This window comes from Proteus sp. G2674, assembly GCF_009915195.1.
GTDB lineage: Bacteria > Pseudomonadota > Gammaproteobacteria > Enterobacterales > Enterobacteriaceae > Proteus > Proteus mirabilis.
The window spans coordinates 114404-133305 of the sequence record NZ_JAABLS010000014.1 but is presented as its reverse complement, the minus strand read 5'-3'; the positions used below and the strand labels follow the sequence as shown (position 1 = coordinate 133305).

Below are 18902 nucleotides of genomic sequence, written 5' to 3'. Positions count from 1 at the left end.
ATAACAAAAATGAATAACCACACACCTTGCACACACAGAAGTTACACACAGATATCCTTTTTCTATTTTTGGTAATTTTAGGTAGCAAATATGCAAACCCCGCACATTCTGATTGTTGAAGATGAAGTAGTTACTCGTAATACCCTGAAAAGCATATTCGAAGCTGAAGGGTATATCGTACACGAAGCCACTGATGGCAACGAGATGCATAATATTCTGTCCGACCATGATATCAATTTGGTCATTATGGATATTAATCTTCCTGGTAAAAACGGTCTTCTATTAGCCCGTGAATTACGTGAACAGGTAAGTGTTGCATTAATGTTCCTAACAGGTCGTGATAATGAAGTTGATAAAATCTTAGGCCTTGAAATTGGTGCCGATGATTACATCACTAAACCATTTAATCCTCGTGAATTAACTATCCGTGCTCGTAACTTATTGTCACGCACTATGAATTTAGCGAATGGCACAGAAGAGCGTCGTTTAGTTGAAAGCTATAAATTTAATGGTTGGGAGCTAGATATTAATAGTCGCTCTCTTATTAGCCCTACAGGTGAACAGTATAAATTACCTCGTAGTGAGTTTCGTGCGATGTTACATTTCTGCGAAAACCCAGGAAAAATCCAAACTCGTGCAGAATTACTGAAAAAAATGACGGGTCGTGAATTAAAACCTCATGATCGTACTGTAGACGTTACCATTCGTCGTATTCGTAAACACTTTGAATCAACCCCTGATACACCTGAGATTATCGCTACTATCCATGGTGAAGGTTATCGTTTCTGTGGTGATTTAGACGAGTGATATCAGTGTTACCCTAGTAAAAATAATGCTAAAACCCCGGATTTCAGTTTCGGGGTTTTTCTTTATTAAAGCATAAAAGATAAAAATTGATCTTAGCGACTATTTTAAATAGAAACTAATTTATCAGCTAAAAAAATTTCTTACACTTAATCTTATTAATTTTGTTAATTAATTAAAAAAATTACTCTTTCCATGGCATGATGGGTACTGCACTAATGGCATTTTTCGGTGAGCCATCGATAACCTTATCAGAGTAAGTAAGATATATCAGTGCATGGCGGTTTTTATCGTAAAAACGCACCACTTGTAGCTTTTTAAAGACCAGTGACGTTCTTTTTTGAAAAACAACATCACCACGATTTTTACCTTTTAAGACTTTTTCGCTTAATTCGATTGGCCCTACTTGTTGGCAAGAAATAGCCGCATCGGCGGTATCTTCAGCAAGCCCTAAACTACCGGAAATGCCCCCTGTTTTAGCACGGCTTAAATAGCAAGTGACATTTTTGACTTCAGGATCATCAAAAGCTTCAATGACAATTTTATGATTGGCACCAAAAAACTTAAAAACCGTATCGACATAACCAATTTCTTCAGCTTTCACCATTATTGACATAGGAAGCAAGATAGAAAGTGCGAGTATCTTTTTGAAATTAAACATATTAAATTTATTCCATAAAAAGAAGAAAGAATGATTTTGTCTAGGATAAAGCAAACTTTTGTTAACTGGTAGAATAATTTGTATACATGACTCATTGAAAAAGACTATATTTCATCTTTATCTAACAATATAACTTGTTATAGACGTTCAGGCTATTTACCATCTACAGCATAAATAAACGAATATGACTAAGGGAGATGTATGGATCAAACCAACATCATACGTGATTTACTCGCTTGGCTTGACAATAATCTGGATCAGCCACTATCCCTCGATAATGTCGCAACTAAAGCGGGTTACTCTAAGTGGCACCTACAACGCATGTTTAAAGAAGTAACGGGGCAAGCGATTGGTTCTTATATTCGTTCGAGGCGTCTATCTCGCGCGGCTGTGGCATTGCGTTTAACAAGTCGTCCTATCTTAGATATCGCTTTACAATATCGTTTTGATTCTCAACAAACATTTACTCGCGCCTTTAAGAAGCAGTTTGATAGAACTCCAGCCCTATATCGCCGTTCTGATGAGTGGTGTGCTGTTGGTATTTGTCCTCCAATAAAATTAGATCCTCAGCCTTTGCCCAAATGGGAATATGTGCAATTACCGGAGATAAAATTGATTGGTATTGAACAAACTTGTAGCCATACACTAGAACAATGGGCCAATGCTTGTTCCGATATGCGTCAAACATTTTGGCAAAATTATATTACTAAGGTAAACACTATCCCCCATGAGGTTTATGGTTTGCACCATACGCAACACAGTGATGAGCATGAAGATGAACAGCGTGTTATCTACACCACCGCCGTTGAGCCTGCTTATGCGAGTTTTGTAGAAGATGATACTGCTGATGAAGTCATATTAGAGGCTGGCGATTATATTCGCTTTGACTTCGAGGGAGAGGCAAAACGAGGCGCCATGCAGGAATTTTTATTCTTAATTTATGGTGTTTGCTTGCCAACCATGGGGCTTACTCGCCGTAAAGGACATGATATTGAAAAGTATTATCTTAAAGAAGTGCACTATGACAATGTGATGACCGCCGAGCCACAAGATCATATTAAGCGTTTTGAGTATTATATTCCCATTAAACGCGAAATGGCCTAACAATAAGACTCTCTTTTACAGCAAAGAGAGTCTGTTATTGTCATTAGCGCTGTACTTCATCAAGAGCGATATCAGTAAGATGACTCACATCCCCTGCTGTTTCGATTACCCATCCATTAGCGAGCCAAGGACTGTTTTGATAGTCTACTCGTGAAATTGAACAGTTACGTAGTCTTAAACGTCGTTCAGCGTAAGCAGGTAGGCCTAACACAGTACTTAGCAGGCAACCTAATGCAATACCGTGACTCACCAGTAAAGGACGGCTATGCTCTGGTAACGCCAAGCAACTGTTTAAAGCAGCCTGCATACGATTAGCTAATTCCACCATTGATTCTCCTTGGGGAATTCGTCCATCAGGTGTACCATCAATTAAACTCTTGCGCCAAGCTTCTTCTTGTGTATTTAATGTGGCGATCTCTCGCTGTTCAAGAACGCCCATATCAAGTTCACGCAAACGGGGATCCGTGATTACGTCACAGCGACAAGCTTGTGCAATAATCTCTGCCGTCTGACAAGTCCGGCCAAGATCACTAGAAATTATGTGGGTAATACCTGCTGATTTTACTCTTTCAGCAACTTGTTGTGCCTGTCGCACACCCATTGCTGTTAGTGGGCTATCAGATTGCCCTTGTATACGTCTCGCCACGTTCCACTCAGTTTCACCGTGGCGAACAAGATAGACCTGTAACATACATTTTTTCCGTTATACTGCTCTAATTTTTCAAAGGATGATTAACTCATTATGTATCATGTCATTGCAGCCACTACGAATCCAGCAAAAATCAACGCGATCAAACTCGCCTTTGAGCAAGTGTTCGGTAAAGATACCTTTGATATTGAAGATATTAATGTCGATAGCCGCGTTCCACAGCAACCTATTGGAAATACAGAAACGAGAACTGGCGCACGCCAACGTGTGATGGCCGCAAGACAAGTACGTCCAGAAGCTGACTTTTGGGTAGGTGTTGAAGCGGGTATTGAAGACGATATGACTTTTGCTTGGATTGTTATCGAACACGAGCAAATTCGCGGTGAATCTCGCTCAGCCAGTTTAATGCTACCGGAACAGATCTTAAAAGGTGTTCGTGAAGGTCGTGAACTTGGCGATGAAATGGCATTTTTAACCAAGATTGATAATATTAAGCAAAAAGGTGGCGCTATTGGTTATTTTACTGATGGTTTATTAAGTCGCACTTCTGTTTACCAACAAGCGATTGTATTAGCTTTAGTCCCCGTCACTCATGATATTTATAAACAACTTAACAAAAAAGATGATGAATGAGTGATTAAATAGTCCTCTTGTCGCTATTTTAGAAAAATGCCATTTAACCAACTGATTAAATGGCATTTTTATTTCTAACGAATAGGCAATTATTTTTTTATCATAAGCTCTTTTTCAAGCCATAATTTCACATCATGGGGTGCTGTTTTTAAGCTATTAGAACCTCTGGTAATAGTGGCGATGCCAACCCCTAATAGCTCTTTTAGCTCTCGTTGACTTAATTCCCCACGCATTAATTCTTGAACAATACGTACTCTTGTTGCTAATGCACTGCGCTCATCCGGCGTCATTAAAAGTTGTAAAACAGGAAATTCAACTCCCTGTTCAAACGCTTGGCGTAATAACTCAACAAAACGTACCCAGTGTTCATTCTCTTCTGGTGATAATGCAGGATCTAGCATAGTGGGAACCTCTTCTAGCCACACTCATAAACTAGTACAAACTATAGCATATTTTATCCTGTGACAAAGAGGTTCCATTAATAAATCGCTTAATTATCTCATTAATAACGACTATTCCACTCAGTTTGAGTTAATACCGGTTGTTGCTCTCCGGCAAAATAGCTATAAAACACCGCAAATGAGAGTACATTTTTGACATAACCGCGCGTTTCTGCGAAAGGAATGCTCTCAATAAAAGCAATAGCATCTAGTTGGCTATTAGCATCAGATAACCAACGGTCAACCCGTGCAGGACCTGCATTATAGGCAGCACTAGATAAAATACGGTTTTGATTAAAACGCTGATAAACAGAATCAAGATAAGCGGTACCAATTTCAATATTTTTAACCGGATCTGTCAGTTGCGCACTACTTGCATACCCGGTAATACCTGCTTGTTTTACCGTGAACTCTGCGGTTTTCGGCATCACTTGCATAAGACCCGTTGCCCCAGCTGAAGAGCGAGCTTGTGGGTTCCATGCACTTTCTTGGCGAGCGATCGCCATCGCATAATTGCGGTCTATCGCTTTATCTTTCGTATATCGTTCAAATTCATTTTGCCATGCAAGTGGGAAACGCTCTTCTAAATGGTTCCACATTTTACCAGTAATCGTTGCTTGTACTGCTAAGTCAGCCCATTGTTGCTCAAAAGCATAACGCGCTAGTTGAGATTGTGTGGTAGCAGGCTGGGTGGCAACATAATTTGCCCACTCAGTACGCGCTAAATTATCCATTTGCCAATACATTAATTCGCGTACTCGTTGCACTTCAGGTTGCTGTGGAATTGTGGGTGAAACACTTGGCGCTTTGTCTATTACCATAACATAAGGTTTACCTAGCTTTTCAGCCGCCACCATAGGATAAAAACCGCGATGTTGTGTTAGTTCTTGTAAAAGCGCTTGTGCTTCACTGTTTTTACCTTGCGATTGCAACACCATCGCTCGCCAATAACGCCACTCCTCTTTATTTTTACTTTCAGGTGATAATCTTTCTAACCATAAAGCTAATTCTGCGGGCTGATTTTGGCTTAACGCTAAACGCACACGACGCTCACGCAGGGTATCTGAAGCGGTATCTTGTATCACACTATCACGCCATTTAGCCTGCTCTGGTGTGGCATATGGCATATATTGCCAAGCGACCGTATCACGCATTAATTGGCGTTCAGCTGTCGTCATTTTTTGAGCTCTGGCAATACTATCAAGCTGTGCTCTTGCACTATCGGCATCTTTTCGCGCCCAACGTGAAAATGCGGCTTGTACAATATTACGCGTAAAATCTGTTGGTGAAAGTTGTGTGGCATAACGAGCAACCAGATTAGGGTGATCTTGTAGTTCAACAATGGCATCGTTAATCGTTTGATAATCCATCGGCAATTGCTTAGCTAAATAAGTTGCTAACCCAGTATTACCACTTTTTATTGCTAAATTAATCCGCTCTAACACTAATTCAATGCTTAAATTTCCTGCTTTTTGCCACTCATCAAATAGCGGATCACAGCTTGAAGGCATAGAAGTACCGTTTAACCACACTTCTTTTGCACCAACCCACGCCGTTTGTTTATCCCCTGTCGCCCATTTAGCATAATAGTAGTTACACCTTGCTGCTTTAGGCTTAGGAGGATTAGGACTAAAAGTCAGTAAGTTTTGCCACTCTTGACGTTTTGCTAACTCATTAACAAACAAAGAAGGTAGTGCTTTCGCGGGTGGCAAAGTTGGATATTTTTCGACAAATTCAGTCACCACAGCCGGAGCGACCACATCAAGATTGTCGGTAATTTGGCGATATTCAAGATAGGGGTAAAGAGGATAATCTTGTAATGTCGGTAATAATTTTTCAACTTGTGCTGTATCTTTAGCATCCCAAGCTGCTTTAATTTCTTGGTAACGTGTTCGTTGTTCACTTAATGAATCTGCTTGTGCCCACGCAGAGAAACACAATGTACTAATTGCCAAGACGAAGGACCACTTTTGCTTAACCACGTTACCTCTCCCACCTCAAATTTAAACATCCAAAGAATAAATACATTAGCTAATATGATAATCATTAACAATGTTAGTTCCCTCTTTAAATGAAATTTTCCTCACTTTTCGAACAAGCACTCAAGGATGATAAAAACCTCTCTTTTACCTAAGGTTTTCTTTTATAAATCGGGTATACTGGCGACTTTCATCGTTTTCGGGTCTTTGGCAAAATACTGACATTGACTTTACTATTGTTCATTTAGGTGTCATATATTCATTGCTTATTTACATTTTTTTGTGTTTAACGCAAAAACTGACACTTCAGATAAAATCTCTTTTATAATCAAAGGGTAATTATAGTGGCTCAATACGTTTATAGTATGTTGCGTGTCGGGAAAGTTGTTCCCCCTAAGCGACATATCCTTAAAAACATCTCACTCAGCTTCTTTCCGGGCGCGAAAATTGGTGTGCTTGGTCTAAATGGTGCCGGTAAATCAACCTTACTGCGTATCATGGCCGGTATCGATACCGATATCGAAGGTGAAGCACGTCCACAACCGGGTCTAAAAATTGGCTACTTGCCACAAGAGCCAAAATTAAACCCACAACAAACGGTTCGTGAAGCCGTTGAAGAAGCGGTAAGCGAAGTCAAAAATGCACTCAATCGTCTTGATGAAGTGTATGCAGCTTATGCTGATCCTGATGCTGATTTTGACCAACTGGCAAAAGAGCAAGGTCAGCTAGAAGCGATTATTCAATCTCACGATGGTCATAATCTTGATAACCAATTAGAGCGTGCAGCAGAAGCACTACGTTTACCAGATTGGGATGCCAAAATTGAACATCTTTCTGGTGGTGAACGTCGCCGTGTGGCTATCTGTCGTTTACTGTTAGAAAAGCCAGATATGCTGTTGTTAGATGAACCGACTAACCACTTGGATGCTGAGTCTGTTGCTTGGTTAGAACGTTTCTTACATGATTATGAAGGCACTGTTGTGGCTATTACCCACGACCGTTACTTCCTAGATAATGTCGCAGGATGGATCTTAGAACTTGACCGTGGAGAAGGTATTCCTTGGGAAGGTAACTACTCCTCTTGGTTAGAGCAAAAAGATGCGCGTCTTGAACAAGAAGCAGCCACTGAAGCCGCTCGCCATAAATCAATTCAAAAAGAACTTGAGTGGATCCGCCAAAATCCTAAAGGTCGTCAGGCTAAAGGTAAAGCTCGTCTTGCTCGCTTTGAAGAACTCAATAGCGTTGATTACCAAAAACGTAATGAAACCAGTGAGCTATTTATTCCACCTGGACCTCGTTTAGGGGATAAAGTGCTAGAAGTGAGTCACCTCACTAAATCTTATGGTGATCGCGTTCTGATTGATGATTTAAGTTTCTCCATTCCTAAAGGCGCTATCGTCGGTATTATCGGGCCAAATGGTGCCGGTAAATCAACGCTGTTCCGTATGATCTCAGGTCAAGAACAACCTGATTCAGGAACCGTAACTTTAGGGGAGACAGTGAAACTGGCCTCTGTTGATCAGTTCCGCGATAGTATGGATGATAGCAAAACAGTTTGGGAAGAAGTTTCTGGTGGCCAAGATATTATGCGCATTGGTAACTTTGAAATTCCAAGTCGCGCTTATGTGGGCCGCTTTAACTTTAAAGGCGTTGACCAAGGTAAACGTGTTGGCGAACTGTCCGGAGGTGAGCGTGGACGTTTACACCTTGCGAAACTTCTCCAAGTCGGCGGCAATATGTTGCTGCTCGATGAACCGACCAATGATCTGGATGTTGAAACGCTACGCGCCTTAGAAAATGCGCTATTAGAATTCCCAGGTTGTGCTATGGTCATTTCCCATGACCGTTGGTTCCTAGACCGTATCGCCACTCATATCATCGATTATCAAGATGAAGGTAAAGTAGAATTCTTTGAAGGTAACTTTACTGAATATGAAGAGTATAAAAAACGGACATTAGGTAACGAAGCTATCCAACCTCGTCGCATGAAATATAAACGCATCACTAAGTAATCATTATTTAGCTGAACGCAAAAAAGCAGAGCTCACCCTCTGCTTTTTTATTATCTCTCTTTACGTTTTATTGGCTCACACTATTCAATGACGATATTAACTACTTTGCCGATAGTCAAAGCTCAAGGGTGCAATAAATGAGAAAGAGCCGTTAACTAAACGGTGGCTTTCAGGTGCCGGAAATGGCGATGCCCGTTTAATAGTGTTAATCGCTTCTTTATCAAGGATACGATTACCAGACGAGGTTTGTATACTCACATCTAATAACTCACCTTTTGCATTGAGCGAAATTTCAACTTGTGTCACTCCCGTCGCTTTAAAACGTAATGCTGCACGAGGGTAACGTTTATACATATCAATATGGCTATGGACTAAACTTTCCCACCCCATTTGGCCACTGCGAGATGATGAAGCGGTACTGGTAAAATCGGCACTACTGGTCGCGTTTTCACCTGATAAAGGGGCGGTTGTGGTATCTGCTGGCGCTTGAGAAACGGGAAGATCATCAGGCACTTTTACCACGACAGGCTTAGGCTTAACCACAGGTTTCACCTTTGGCTTTTCCGCAACTCGCTGATAAGTTCCCTGTTCGACTACTGGCATTTTAGACACATCAAGTTGCTCTTTCATCGGCTCTGGCTCGGCAGCTTCTGGAACTGACATCACCTGTTCAGGCCCAACAGGAACCTCTTTGGGTTCTGCTTTTGCCAATTGATAAAGCCCCACTTGCATCGTCATTGCTGGAGGTAAAACCGCATATTGCTCATCTTTCGTCGTTATCCAACCTATAGCAACCACAACCAAGGTGACATGAAACACAATACTGGCAGTTAACCCACCAATAGAAAAGGACCAACGGCGTGGAAAAGTCGCCGACATACTACTCATAATTCTTGCCTCTGATTTTCTTTCTAATGAATTATAGGCATAATACAAACACAAATGATATTGCTTATTATTAATAATACAATAAAAAATTAGCTAAATATTGATTATAAAAATTCCTTATTAGAAGCAGTAAGAGCTTATTATTTCACTCTTTTTTAGACACCAGAGACTATGACTAGCGATAAATCATTAGCACAAAAAATCAGTTGTGCCTACCAATCAACCTATGGTCAACTTGTACGTTTTTTCCAAAAACGCACGGGTAATCACCATGATGCGGATGATTTGTCTCAAGATGTGTTTACACTATGGCTAAATCGAAAAGAACAAACTCCTGTCCAAGAGCAGCGTGCTTTTTTATTTAAAATAGCGAACCACGTTTTGATCGATCATTGGAGGAAAAACCAAAAACAAAAAAATATCTATCAAGAAGATTATCAATTAGAAGATGCGGTACAGACCTATACGACAGAGCTTGATCCCGGGCACGTCCTTGAGCATCAACAGCGTTTAGATTTACTGACACAAGCTATTGATACTCTTCCTCCCCGCCGTCGAGAAGCTTTTATTCTTTATCGCTTTGATGGATTATCACAAAGCGAAATTGCAGAACAAATGGAAATTTCGATAAGCATGGTAGAGAAACATATTGCCGCAGCACTATTACATTGTAAAAGATATGTCGATGCAGGACAGGAGAAATGCACCAATGACGAGTAAGTCGGGAAATCAACCTCACACAGATGAGGCGCCTGCAACGCTTTTGGCAGATACCCATGATCAATTAAGCCAGCAATCTATTGATGAACAAGCTGCGCTTTGGTTCACCCGTCAACATAGTCAGCAAATGAGTTCACAGCAACGACAAGCCTTTAAACAGTGGGTAGCAGATAAAGATAATCAACAAGCTTATCAAGCTATCGCGGAAATTTGGCATAGTTGTGAAGCCTTACCACGCCCTACTATTGTGCCTATAGAAAAAAGGAAATCTTCACTCTGGCGCCCCTTTATTCACACTACGGCCGCACTCTGTTTAGTTGCTGTGTTATATCTTCCTTATAGTCATTTACCCACCCTGTTAATGGATAATATGACCTTAGCCACCAGCAATTTTCCTAAAGAGATGACCCTCGCTGATGGCTCTAAAGTTTTTTTAAATAGAAATACACAGGTACGCGTCTCGTATGTCCAAACCCAAAGACGCCTTTGGTTAGATAAAGGTGAGGCTTATTTTAAAGTAAAACCCAATCCTTATCGGCCATTTTATGTCCATGCTGATGAGCGATTAATTAAAGTTGTCGGTACTGAATTTGAAGTGAGTCGTTATCAAAATAATCAAATTAGTGTCGCCGTACATGAAGGCATTGTTGAAGTTAAAGCCACAGAAAAATCCCCTGCGACTTACCTATATGCTGGCTCTCAAGCAATTAGCCAATCAACCGATAATCAATTTGTCATTTCCTCAGTCAATGCTGATTCTGTAGGAAGCTGGCGTTTTGGGCAACTCCATTTCTTTGAACAACCACTTGGTGACGTGATCACTAAATTAAAACCTTATCTGGATATCAACGTTCATATCTCATCAGCCGATGTAGCAAAAATAAAGGTATCAGGTGTGGCAAATATTAATGACGCGAAAAGCTTTATTACTGCACTTCCGCTACTTTTACCGGTTAATGTTATTTTTACTGATAAAAATAATGTGTTAATTATCAACAAGTAAAAACAAACATGAAAAATATTCTTTTTTACAGGTGAGGATAATTCTCATTTCACCCTCTTACTTAGTAACAAAAATTATTAAGTCTATGAATGGGATTGGTGAAATGAGAATAAATAATAAAAAAAGGCCTCTAAAAAGGTCGCTACTCACATTATTAATAACGGCTACCGTGGCAGCCCCTTATAGTTATGCGGCAACGCTATCAGTCTCTTTACCAGAGCAATCTTTAGCTGATTCTTTAAACACTATCGCTAAACAAGGTCAGGTACAAATTCTGTTTGATGCCAACGCAATAAAAAACTTACGGGCTCCTGCACTCTCTGGTCAATATGAAACCCATACCGCATTACAAAAGGTGTTAATCGGTAGTGGTATGGAAATTATTTCACAGGGAAATGGCTTTGTTATTCGTCCATTAGCAACAAGCAGTACGATTGTGATCCCTGAAGTTAAAGTCACAGGGGTGGGAAGCAGTTATCATCCTGCTACAGATGTTGTTTCAGCACCACAATACATCACCGCGGAAGAGATAAAGCAACGTAATACTGGCGATGGCAATGTCACCGACTTACTTAAAAGTAACCCTGCGGTTCAATTTGCAAATAACGATAGCAACTCGATGAACCAAGGTGAAATTAAGCCCTCACGTATTTCTATTCATGGCTCCAGTAGCTATCAAAATGCCTATAAACTTGATGGCGTCAGTTTTAATAATGACTTTGATCCGGCAAATTCGGGCAATGGTGAAACCAATACCCGTATTACCAGTGATGAGCAAGGGATGTATCTTGATAGTCGACTTATTGATAGTGTCACCGTTTACGATAACAATATTCCCGTTGAATTTGGCGGATTTACTGGAGGCACAGTTGAAGTACAAAGTCGTCGTTGGTCTGGCGAAACCCATGCCAATGCCTATTACCGTACTACCCGTTCAAGCTGGAATAATATTTTCACCGATCCCAAATTAAAATTTGATACTGCAAATAATGATTTTAGTAATCCAGCCCGTTTCCAGAAAAAATATGATAAACAAAATTATGGCGGTTGGTTTGAAACAGGTTTAACGGAAAATACAGGATTAATTTTCTCAGCTTCTCGTCGGGAATCAACTATTCCAATGATGATAAGTGCTGAAGGGGGAATTGTTCACACCCCTGAAGGCGAATTAGAGCATGTATTACAAAGCCCACATTATCGTGATCAAACGCGTACTTCAGATAACTACTTTATCAAATATTCTTGGAATATCTCTGATAAACAATCTTTTGATCTATCAAGTAATATTGCCCGCTATAAGAGCTATCTGTTCTCCAGCTCTGTGTATAACTCCGGTTATGATAATGAACATAATGGACTCAGTTTTACCGCCCTTTATAAGCATCAACTTGCGCTAGGAACCTTAGAGTTAACCGCAGGTTATCAAAATCTGGAAGATAAACGCACCAATGACCAAGACTACTTTATCAAAGTAGAAGATTACACTGATTGGCAACACCCTAATCAAGTCTCCAGTGGTGGTCAAGGTGATCTGCGTAGTAAACAAGAAACCTATAGCGCCAAGAGTATTATGCGTTTTGATCCCATCGTGTGGGGTGCCGTCACTCATCGCCCCACCACCGGATTTGAAATTAGCCGCACCAAAGGCGCTTATATTCGTGATAAAACCTATTACAACTACACCTATCGCGGCATGACGGTCAATGATGAATGGATGGGAAGCTTATCACAAACGACGCGTTTTCTAACGGGTACCCATAATGCGTCTTATACCAATTATTCATTTTTTATTGACGATAATATTCAATATAAACGCCTCACCTTACGTCCCGGTGTACGTTTAGATCGTGATGATTTTGTACAAAAAAACAACCTCTCACCTCGTTTAAGTGCTACTTACGATATTTGGGGCACAGGTAATACTTTAATTATTGGTGGGGTAAACCGTTACTATGGACGTTCAATGCTCACTTACGCCCTTTATGGTGCGCAAAATGCCGGTTTACAACACTGCTATTTTGACTGTCAAACATCGGAGGAAAAGTGGACTAATCGTACCGACTTTGATGGTGTTGATTCACTAAAAACCCCTTATAACGATGAATTCACTCTAGGTCTACAACAAGAGATAGCCTCAACCACTTGGCGTTTACAGTATGTGCATCGCAATGGTCGTGATGAGGTGCGTAGTGATACTAAATATCCAGACTCAACCATTGATGAAAAACGTGCTATTCGCCACTTCAATAATAATGGTCGTAGTACACACGATACCTTAACGCTCTCCGTGAGAAATAGCCAACCATGGGAGCTTGCTAAAGCCGACCACGTCTTTAATGCTTCGATTAGCTGGCAAAAAAGCAAAACCAATACGCCAAAAGACTCAGGTTATGCCAATTTTGATCCCAGCGTTCAAGGAATGAACTATGACAAGGTGTGGTATGGCGGAAAAATTATCAATGCCAAAGACTTACCCTCTGACAACTTTAACTCGCCGTTAAAAGTGACCGCTGAGCTAACCAGTGTTTGGGATGATGTAGGGGTGACTTGGTTTAACCGTTTGCAATGGAATGGAGCTCGTTCACAAGCAGAGAAAGCCAATAATGGTGCGCCAAAACCAAGTGAGTACGGCCCGCTATTTGAATATAAAAAACGTCATTACAGTAGTCGTTTTACTTGGGATACCAAGCTCAGTTGGCAGCCTGAATTTGCTTACGGTGTAGGTATTTCCGTTGAAGTGAATAACGTACTCAATACCAAAAATGTCAATGATTACATTACCTATCAAGATAAAGAGTACAAATCTTACGAGCCAGGTCGACAGTTCTGGCTACAAGTCAGCTATGACTATTAAAAATTGATGAAGTTAATGTGAGCAACCGAGTCAATAAACAATAAAAACATGACAAATAAGCAATGAAAACAATAAAACAATTTTTCTATTTGGTTTCACCTTTTTGGGGACGGCGTGCCGCCCTTTACTGCTGGTTCCTATTAATTCTCTCTTTAACGTTAACCCTCTCATCCGTTTGGTTTAACGTCAAAATGAATGAATGGAATGGCAGCTTCTATAACGCCCTACAACAACTCGATGGGCAAGCCTTATATAAACTGCTGCAACAGTTTGTGATTATTATTGCCGGATTAATTACCGTAGTCGTGATGGGTGATTTCTTACGCCAAAAAATGATCATTCGCTGGCGTGAAGGTATGACAGAGCAAGTGCTTGAGCGCTGGCTATCAAAAAATAGTAAACACTATATGTTGCGGTTAACCTCGCAAGAGCCAGACAATCCCGACCAACGAATTGCCGAAGATATTCGTTTACTGATTGAATCGACAATGCGCTTAACAGTGACCTTTTTACATTCACTGTTAACACTTATCTCTTTTGCCACTATTTTATGGTCACTCTCTGGTGCACTCTCTTTCTCTTTAGCAGGCAAAGAGTGGAATATACCGGGTTATATGTTCTGGGCCTGTATTATTTATACCCTTATCGGGATCACCATCACCCAGCTCATTGGTTCTCCATTACGTAAAATCAATATGGATAAACAGCGTAAAGAGGCGGATTACCGTACTGCGCTTATCACACGTAAACAACATGGTGATGCTATTGCCGGTCAACGGGGTGAAATGAGCGATCGTCATGAACTGATGGGACGCTTTTTAGGGGTGATCCGCAACTGGAATAACCTTATCCGTTATGAGAGAAACCTTGCTTTCTTTACTGTGGGTTATCAGCAAGCCACGGCAATGGCGCCAATTATTTTTGCTTTGCCAAAATTCCTCGCCGGCGAATTAATGCTAGGGGGATTAATGCAGTTACGACAAGCCTTCTCCAGTGTTGCTGGGGCATTAAGCTGGTTTATTTTCTCCTATAAAGAAATTGCTGCATGGCAGGCAACGGTTACCCGTCTTTATCATTTTGTGGTGTTGTTAGAGCATGATCACCAGCCTGAGATCACCGAGTTAGATGATAAACAAACTAAGCTGACAACCAATTTATCGCTATTTATGCAAGACGATAGATTATTAATTAACAATATTCACTTTTCTCTCAAAGCGGGTGAATTGGCGGTAATTGAAGGTAGCTCAGGTATCGGGAAATCAACGCTGTTACGTGCGTTAAGCGGTCACTGGCCTTATTTTAAAGGAGATATTCAACGGGTAACCAATATCAGTTGGCTCCCACAACGTATGTATCTGCCTGTTGCCCGCTTAGATAGCTTATTGGCTTATCCTTGCCAAGCATCTCAGTTCTCACAACAAGAGTACCAAGAAGTGCTTCATTGGGTGGGGCTAGATAAAATAAAAAATCAGCTTTCACTGGAAACAGATTGGACAACGCGCTTATCCGGTGGTGAACAACAACGTCTTATCTTTGCCCGTTTATTACTCAATAAACCCGATCTTATTTTATTAGATGAAACCACATCCGCTCTTGATGAACAAAATGCCCTACATATGTTGTTATTACTTAAACAGCATCTACCAACCTCGGGCATTGTCTTAGTCAGTCATCAGCGTTTCACTCACGCTATTGCCGAGCAAGTAATTTCATTACAAGCGCCGACTGCGTCCTCCTCTCAATCAGCTGGAGTTACTGAATATGTATCGTAAGTTACTGATTATCTCAGTCAGTTTATCACTTCTGGGTTGTGCAACAGGCACCTCGTCTAAGCATACCAATAATGCCCTTTCACTGCGCCCCGATATTCGCCATTTTACGCTTGATAATGGCTTAAATGTCTATTTGCTACAACGCCCACAAACGGGGGTTGAAATGCGTTTACTGGTGAAAAGTGGCTCGGTACAAGAAGATGAAAAACAACTTGGCTTTGCCCACTTTACCGAGCATATGGCTTTTAAAGGCACGACTCATTTTCCGGGAACAACTGGGTTTAAACAGCTTGAAAGCCTAGGAATGAAGTTGGGGAGTCATGTTAATGCGGCAACGAGCTTAAACTCAACAACCTATAAATTATCCCTGCCTAATGCCAATCCGACCCAAATAAAAACAGGGTTGAGGATCTTGTCCGATTGGGCCTTTGGCATGACATTTGATCCCGTTGAGTTTGATAAAGAGCGTCCGGTGATCGTCGAGGAGTGGCGATTACGCCAAGGTATCGGTTTTCGTATTAATCGCCAACTTGAAGAGTTACGTTATTATGGCAGTCGTTATCTAGATCGTGATCCCATTGGGGACTTAGATATCGTTAAGCATGGTGATGTCAAAGAAGCAAAACGTTATTACGATACTTGGTATCAGCCTGAAAGAATGGCATTGGTGTTAGTGGGTAATTTTAATCAAGGTGATGCGATTGCTGATATTACCCAGATGTTCAATGCAAAAAATAGTGAAAACAAAGGCGTTGACTCTCCATCATGGCACCGCTTTATCGACAATAAAGATTTATTAGTAAAGACGATTTTTGATAAAGAGCAAGGCTCACGCATTGTGCAATTCACTCTACAGCGTACACTGCCTGCACCATTAAATAGTCGCCAAGGTCAATATGATGATTTAATGGACTCGTTGTGGCTCGCCATCTTAAATCAGCGCTTTTCAACCATTGTTGATAATGGGTTAGTGCCTTCCGTCAGTGCCAATACACAAGGTGCGATGTTAGATGCCCGTCGCTCACAACAATTGATGATTGCCCATCCTAAAGGGGATGATTATCAAGGTACATTAGATATTCTATTTACTGAAGTACAGCGTTTAGCCTCACAGCCAGTATCTCAGCAAGAGTTAGATAATGCCCGCAATGCGCTGTTAAAACGTCTTAGCCAACAAGCTGCTGGTGAAGAGCGCTATGAGCATGGTTATTTAGCTAACCAAATTACTACGGCACTTGAATTAGAAATGCCAATCCAAAGCAAAAAGCAGGCGTTAAACTTAAGTTATCAACTAATAAATAACGTTACACCTGATACCTTAAAACACTATTTTGCCCAATACCTAACACAAGCTTCACCACGAGTGGCAATTATCGGCCCAGATAGTGATAGTCAGGTATTTAGTGCCACTAAAGCCTCGCAACGCTGGCAAGAGATTAGACAATCTGATCCCGGTGCGTTTACATTGAAAACCCATGCGGTGGTATTAGATATTAAACCTGAGCAAACCGGTACTGTTGTCACCACACAAACACTTCCGATTGAAAAAACACAGCTGTGGACACTGAGCAATAACGTAAAAGTTATTATTAAAAATGACCAGTGGCTAAAAGACAATATCCAAGTATCACTGCGTATTCCCGGAGGTGTTTCTCTGGAAACAGGACAAAGTTTAGGCTTGGTTCAGTGGGCATTAAACTTACCAGAAGTGAGTGGATATGGGCATTACAACGCAAGAGAGTTAGCGTTATTTAGTAAACAGCATCAAATCAGTTTGCGTCCATACAGTGAGTTGTTATTCCACGGCTTGCGTGGCGAAGCGCCTATTGATGAGTTAGACACCTTGTTGACCTTATTGCATTTAAAAGTGACGGCACCACAATTTAATGGGCAAAAATTAGAGCAACAAAAACAAGCAACGGCATTAGGGATCGCCAAAACACCAGTTGAACGTATTTTCTTAGATCATATTAATAAAGAGAGCTATCAAAACGGTGAGCGCTTAGTGATTTCGCCACAAGGCCCTTGGCAACAGTTTACCGCACAACAATTACAACAAACGAATCAATCACTTCTAGGACAGCCTGCCGATATGGTATTGGTGATTAGTGGGCCTATTAACCTAAATCAGGCCAAACCGATGATCGAACGTTGGATAGCAACGCTGCCGACACGTTCATCGCAACGTCTATTTTGGGCTGATCCGGCGATTAATCCCAAATTAAGCTCATTTAATAAAACCTACCCTATTGCCAGTAGCGATAAGAGTATGATCAGTATTCAATACGCAGCCAAAGCCCAATGGTCACAACAGCAACTGTTAGCACTTAACTTGCTTGATACCGTTGTCAGCCAACGTTTAAGGCTTAATCTTCGTGAACGAGCGGGCGGGATCTACTCGCTAGGCTTTTCTGAGTCACTAACCAAGCTGCCAAGTAGTTTTTATACCGGACGTTTAAACTTTACCGCATCACCACAGCGGGCAGATGAATTAATTGCACTTGCGCGTAAAGTGGTCAATGACGTAAAACAAGCGGGTATTGCCGATAAAGAATTACAAGAGGCAAAAAATATTTGGTTAACTGAATATGGGCAAGCCAAAGAGAGTGCTAGCTATTGGACTGATGCACTTGCCCAAGTGGCAACAGATGACCAACAATATCAACGACTATTAACTGAGACTGCTATTGTCAACGGAATAAGTGTCAGTGATGTTAATCAAGTTGCTCGTCAGTGGTTGGGTGAAAATGAAAAAATCTTCAAACTAACACCACCAACAAAGCAATAAATTTCTATTTATCACTTTAATAATAAACGCCCAGCGTATCTTTATTCTGGGCGTTTATTCATCTAACCTGAATAACTTAGCAATGTTTCATTCAATATTATTGTCTATTAAATTTATTAATCTTTTTTGAGCGCCCAACGACCACTACCCAAAAACATCACCGCAATCGCAGCAAACATATAGAAGCCAGCACTTTCAGGTGCCCATCCCCCCGTTTTGGGATCTAAGGCTAAAAGATCACCGGAATGTACCATCAGCACCGCAACCCCCATGGTTGCCGCCACAACAAATGCTGAAAATCGAGTAAATAAACCGATAATCAGTAAGATAGGACATAGAACTTCACCCAGTAATGTGCCATAAGCAATAAATGCAGGTAAGTTAATATTTGCCAACATTCCCTGTATACCGGCAAGTCCTCCTGGCTCCATTTTGTGTAATCCGTGTAATAACATTAAGACACCTAGCGAAACACGTAAAACAAACTTACCTAAATCGGGGTGGTTTGTAAGCTGATTAAATTTATTAATCATAACGTCTCCAAAATCAACAATGTGATGGGCATTTTTAATACGTATTAATGGGTATTTATTAT

The 18902-nt window shown here is 40.9% G+C and carries 15 protein-coding genes; 9 read left to right on the top strand and 6 right to left on the bottom strand.

The window, feature by feature from the left end; translation table 11 throughout:
• Positions 1–90: 90 nt before the first annotated feature.
• Entirely contained in the window at positions 91–807 is a 717-nt protein-coding gene (arcA, locus tag GWI58_RS06845; protein WP_004245226.1) for a two-component system response regulator ArcA, read from the top strand.
• A 181-nt stretch (positions 808–988) separates the two neighbouring features.
• Here arcA and creA read toward each other — a convergent pair whose 3' ends face one another.
• The gene (gene creA / locus GWI58_RS06840) at positions 989–1465 is read right to left on the bottom strand and encodes a protein CreA (RefSeq protein WP_004248955.1); all 477 of its coding nucleotides are present in this window, start codon (positions 1463–1465) and stop codon (positions 989–991) included.
• Positions 1466–1666: 201 nt separating this feature from the next.
• Here creA and robA point away from each other — a divergent pair, with 201 nt between their 5' ends.
• Positions 1667–2569, top strand: a complete 903-nt coding sequence (gene robA / locus GWI58_RS06835; RefSeq protein ID WP_049256134.1) for an MDR efflux pump AcrAB transcriptional activator RobA — start codon at positions 1667–1669, stop codon at positions 2567–2569.
• Between the two features lie 43 nt (positions 2570–2612).
• Here robA and gpmB read toward each other — a convergent pair whose 3' ends face one another.
• Entirely contained in the window at positions 2613–3260 is a 648-nt protein-coding gene (gene gpmB, locus GWI58_RS06830) for a 2,3-diphosphoglycerate-dependent phosphoglycerate mutase GpmB (RefSeq protein ID WP_004245229.1), read from the bottom strand.
• 51 nt (positions 3261–3311) lie between these two features.
• Here gpmB and yjjX point away from each other — a divergent pair, with 51 nt between their 5' ends.
• Complete coding sequence (yjjX, locus tag GWI58_RS06825) at positions 3312–3851, top strand: inosine/xanthosine triphosphatase (RefSeq protein ID WP_004248953.1); 540 nt, start codon at positions 3312–3314, stop codon at positions 3849–3851.
• A gap of 89 nt (positions 3852–3940) precedes the next feature.
• Here yjjX and trpR read toward each other — a convergent pair whose 3' ends face one another.
• Together trpR and sltY are read right to left on the bottom strand one after the other, a co-directional pair.
• Positions 3941–4252, bottom strand: coding sequence for a trp operon repressor (gene trpR, locus GWI58_RS06820; protein ID WP_004248952.1), 312 nt, complete (start codon positions 4250–4252; stop codon positions 3941–3943).
• A 101-nt stretch (positions 4253–4353) separates the two neighbouring features.
• Entirely contained in the window at positions 4354–6273 is a 1920-nt protein-coding gene (gene sltY, locus GWI58_RS06815; RefSeq protein ID WP_161769029.1) for a murein transglycosylase, read from the bottom strand.
• 341 nt (positions 6274–6614) lie between these two features.
• On the opposite strand from sltY, the gene ettA reads away from it, so the two are divergent.
• A complete protein-coding gene (gene ettA / locus GWI58_RS06810) occupies positions 6615–8282 on the top strand; it encodes an energy-dependent translational throttle protein EttA (protein ID WP_004248950.1) in 1668 nt (555 codons plus the stop codon).
• A gap of 96 nt (positions 8283–8378) precedes the next feature.
• On the opposite strand, the gene GWI58_RS06805 is transcribed toward ettA, so the two are convergent.
• On the bottom strand, positions 8379–9170 hold the full coding sequence (locus tag GWI58_RS06805) for an energy transducer TonB (RefSeq protein ID WP_161769028.1): 792 nt from the start codon (positions 9168–9170) through the stop codon (positions 8379–8381).
• Positions 9171–9341: 171 nt separating this feature from the next.
• Here GWI58_RS06805 and GWI58_RS06800 point away from each other — a divergent pair, with 171 nt between their 5' ends.
• From GWI58_RS06800 to GWI58_RS06780, 5 genes are all read left to right on the top strand, one after another.
• A complete protein-coding gene (locus GWI58_RS06800; protein ID WP_004248947.1) occupies positions 9342–9890 on the top strand; it encodes an RNA polymerase sigma factor in 549 nt (182 codons plus the stop codon).
• On the top strand, positions 9880–10893 hold the full coding sequence (locus GWI58_RS06795) for a FecR family protein (RefSeq protein WP_161769027.1): 1014 nt from the start codon (positions 9880–9882) through the stop codon (positions 10891–10893). The genes GWI58_RS06800 and GWI58_RS06795 overlap by 11 nt, the downstream gene beginning before the upstream one ends.
• Before the next feature lie 103 nt (positions 10894–10996).
• Entirely contained in the window at positions 10997–13747 is a 2751-nt protein-coding gene (locus GWI58_RS06790) for a TonB-dependent receptor (RefSeq protein ID WP_161769026.1), read from the top strand.
• 62 nt (positions 13748–13809) lie between these two features.
• A complete protein-coding gene (locus GWI58_RS06785; protein WP_161769025.1) occupies positions 13810–15519 on the top strand; it encodes an ABC transporter ATP-binding protein/permease in 1710 nt (569 codons plus the stop codon).
• Positions 15509–18307 carry a M16 family metallopeptidase gene (locus GWI58_RS06780; RefSeq protein WP_161769024.1) on the top strand — a complete coding sequence of 933 codons (2799 nt, stop codon included), beginning with the start codon at positions 15509–15511 and terminating at the stop codon, positions 18305–18307. The genes GWI58_RS06785 and GWI58_RS06780 overlap by 11 nt, the downstream gene beginning before the upstream one ends.
• Before the next feature lie 116 nt (positions 18308–18423).
• Here the strand turns inward: GWI58_RS06780 and GWI58_RS06775 are convergent, their stop codons facing one another.
• On the bottom strand, positions 18424–18840 hold the full coding sequence (locus GWI58_RS06775) for a DoxX family protein (RefSeq protein ID WP_004245241.1): 417 nt from the start codon (positions 18838–18840) through the stop codon (positions 18424–18426).
• Positions 18841–18902: the final 62 nt, after the last annotated feature.

Bases quoted from the DNA above. Each gene is read 5' to 3' on its own strand.
- arcA (WP_004245226.1), top strand. From the start codon at position 91: ATGCAAACCCCGCACATTCTGATTGTTGAAGATGAAGTAGTTACTCGT.
- creA (WP_004248955.1), bottom strand. From the start codon at position 1,465: ATGTTTAATTTCAAAAAGATACTCGCACTTTCTATCTTGCTTCCTATG.
- robA (WP_049256134.1), top strand. From the start codon at position 1,667: ATGGATCAAACCAACATCATACGTGATTTACTCGCTTGGCTTGACAAT.
- gpmB (WP_004245229.1), bottom strand. From the start codon at position 3,260: ATGTTACAGGTCTATCTTGTTCGCCACGGTGAAACTGAGTGGAACGTG.
- yjjX (WP_004248953.1), top strand. From the start codon at position 3,312: ATGTATCATGTCATTGCAGCCACTACGAATCCAGCAAAAATCAACGCG.
- trpR (WP_004248952.1), bottom strand. From the start codon at position 4,252: ATGCTAGATCCTGCATTATCACCAGAAGAGAATGAACACTGGGTACGT.
- GWI58_RS06805 (WP_161769028.1), bottom strand. From the start codon at position 9,170: ATGAGTAGTATGTCGGCGACTTTTCCACGCCGTTGGTCCTTTTCTATT.
- GWI58_RS06800 (WP_004248947.1), top strand. From the start codon at position 9,342: ATGACTAGCGATAAATCATTAGCACAAAAAATCAGTTGTGCCTACCAA.
- GWI58_RS06795 (WP_161769027.1), top strand. From the start codon at position 9,880: ATGACGAGTAAGTCGGGAAATCAACCTCACACAGATGAGGCGCCTGCA.
- GWI58_RS06790 (WP_161769026.1), top strand. From the start codon at position 10,997: ATGAGAATAAATAATAAAAAAAGGCCTCTAAAAAGGTCGCTACTCACA.
- GWI58_RS06785 (WP_161769025.1), top strand. From the start codon at position 13,810: ATGAAAACAATAAAACAATTTTTCTATTTGGTTTCACCTTTTTGGGGA.
- GWI58_RS06780 (WP_161769024.1), top strand. From the start codon at position 15,509: ATGTATCGTAAGTTACTGATTATCTCAGTCAGTTTATCACTTCTGGGT.
- GWI58_RS06775 (WP_004245241.1), bottom strand. From the start codon at position 18,840: ATGATTAATAAATTTAATCAGCTTACAAACCACCCCGATTTAGGTAAG.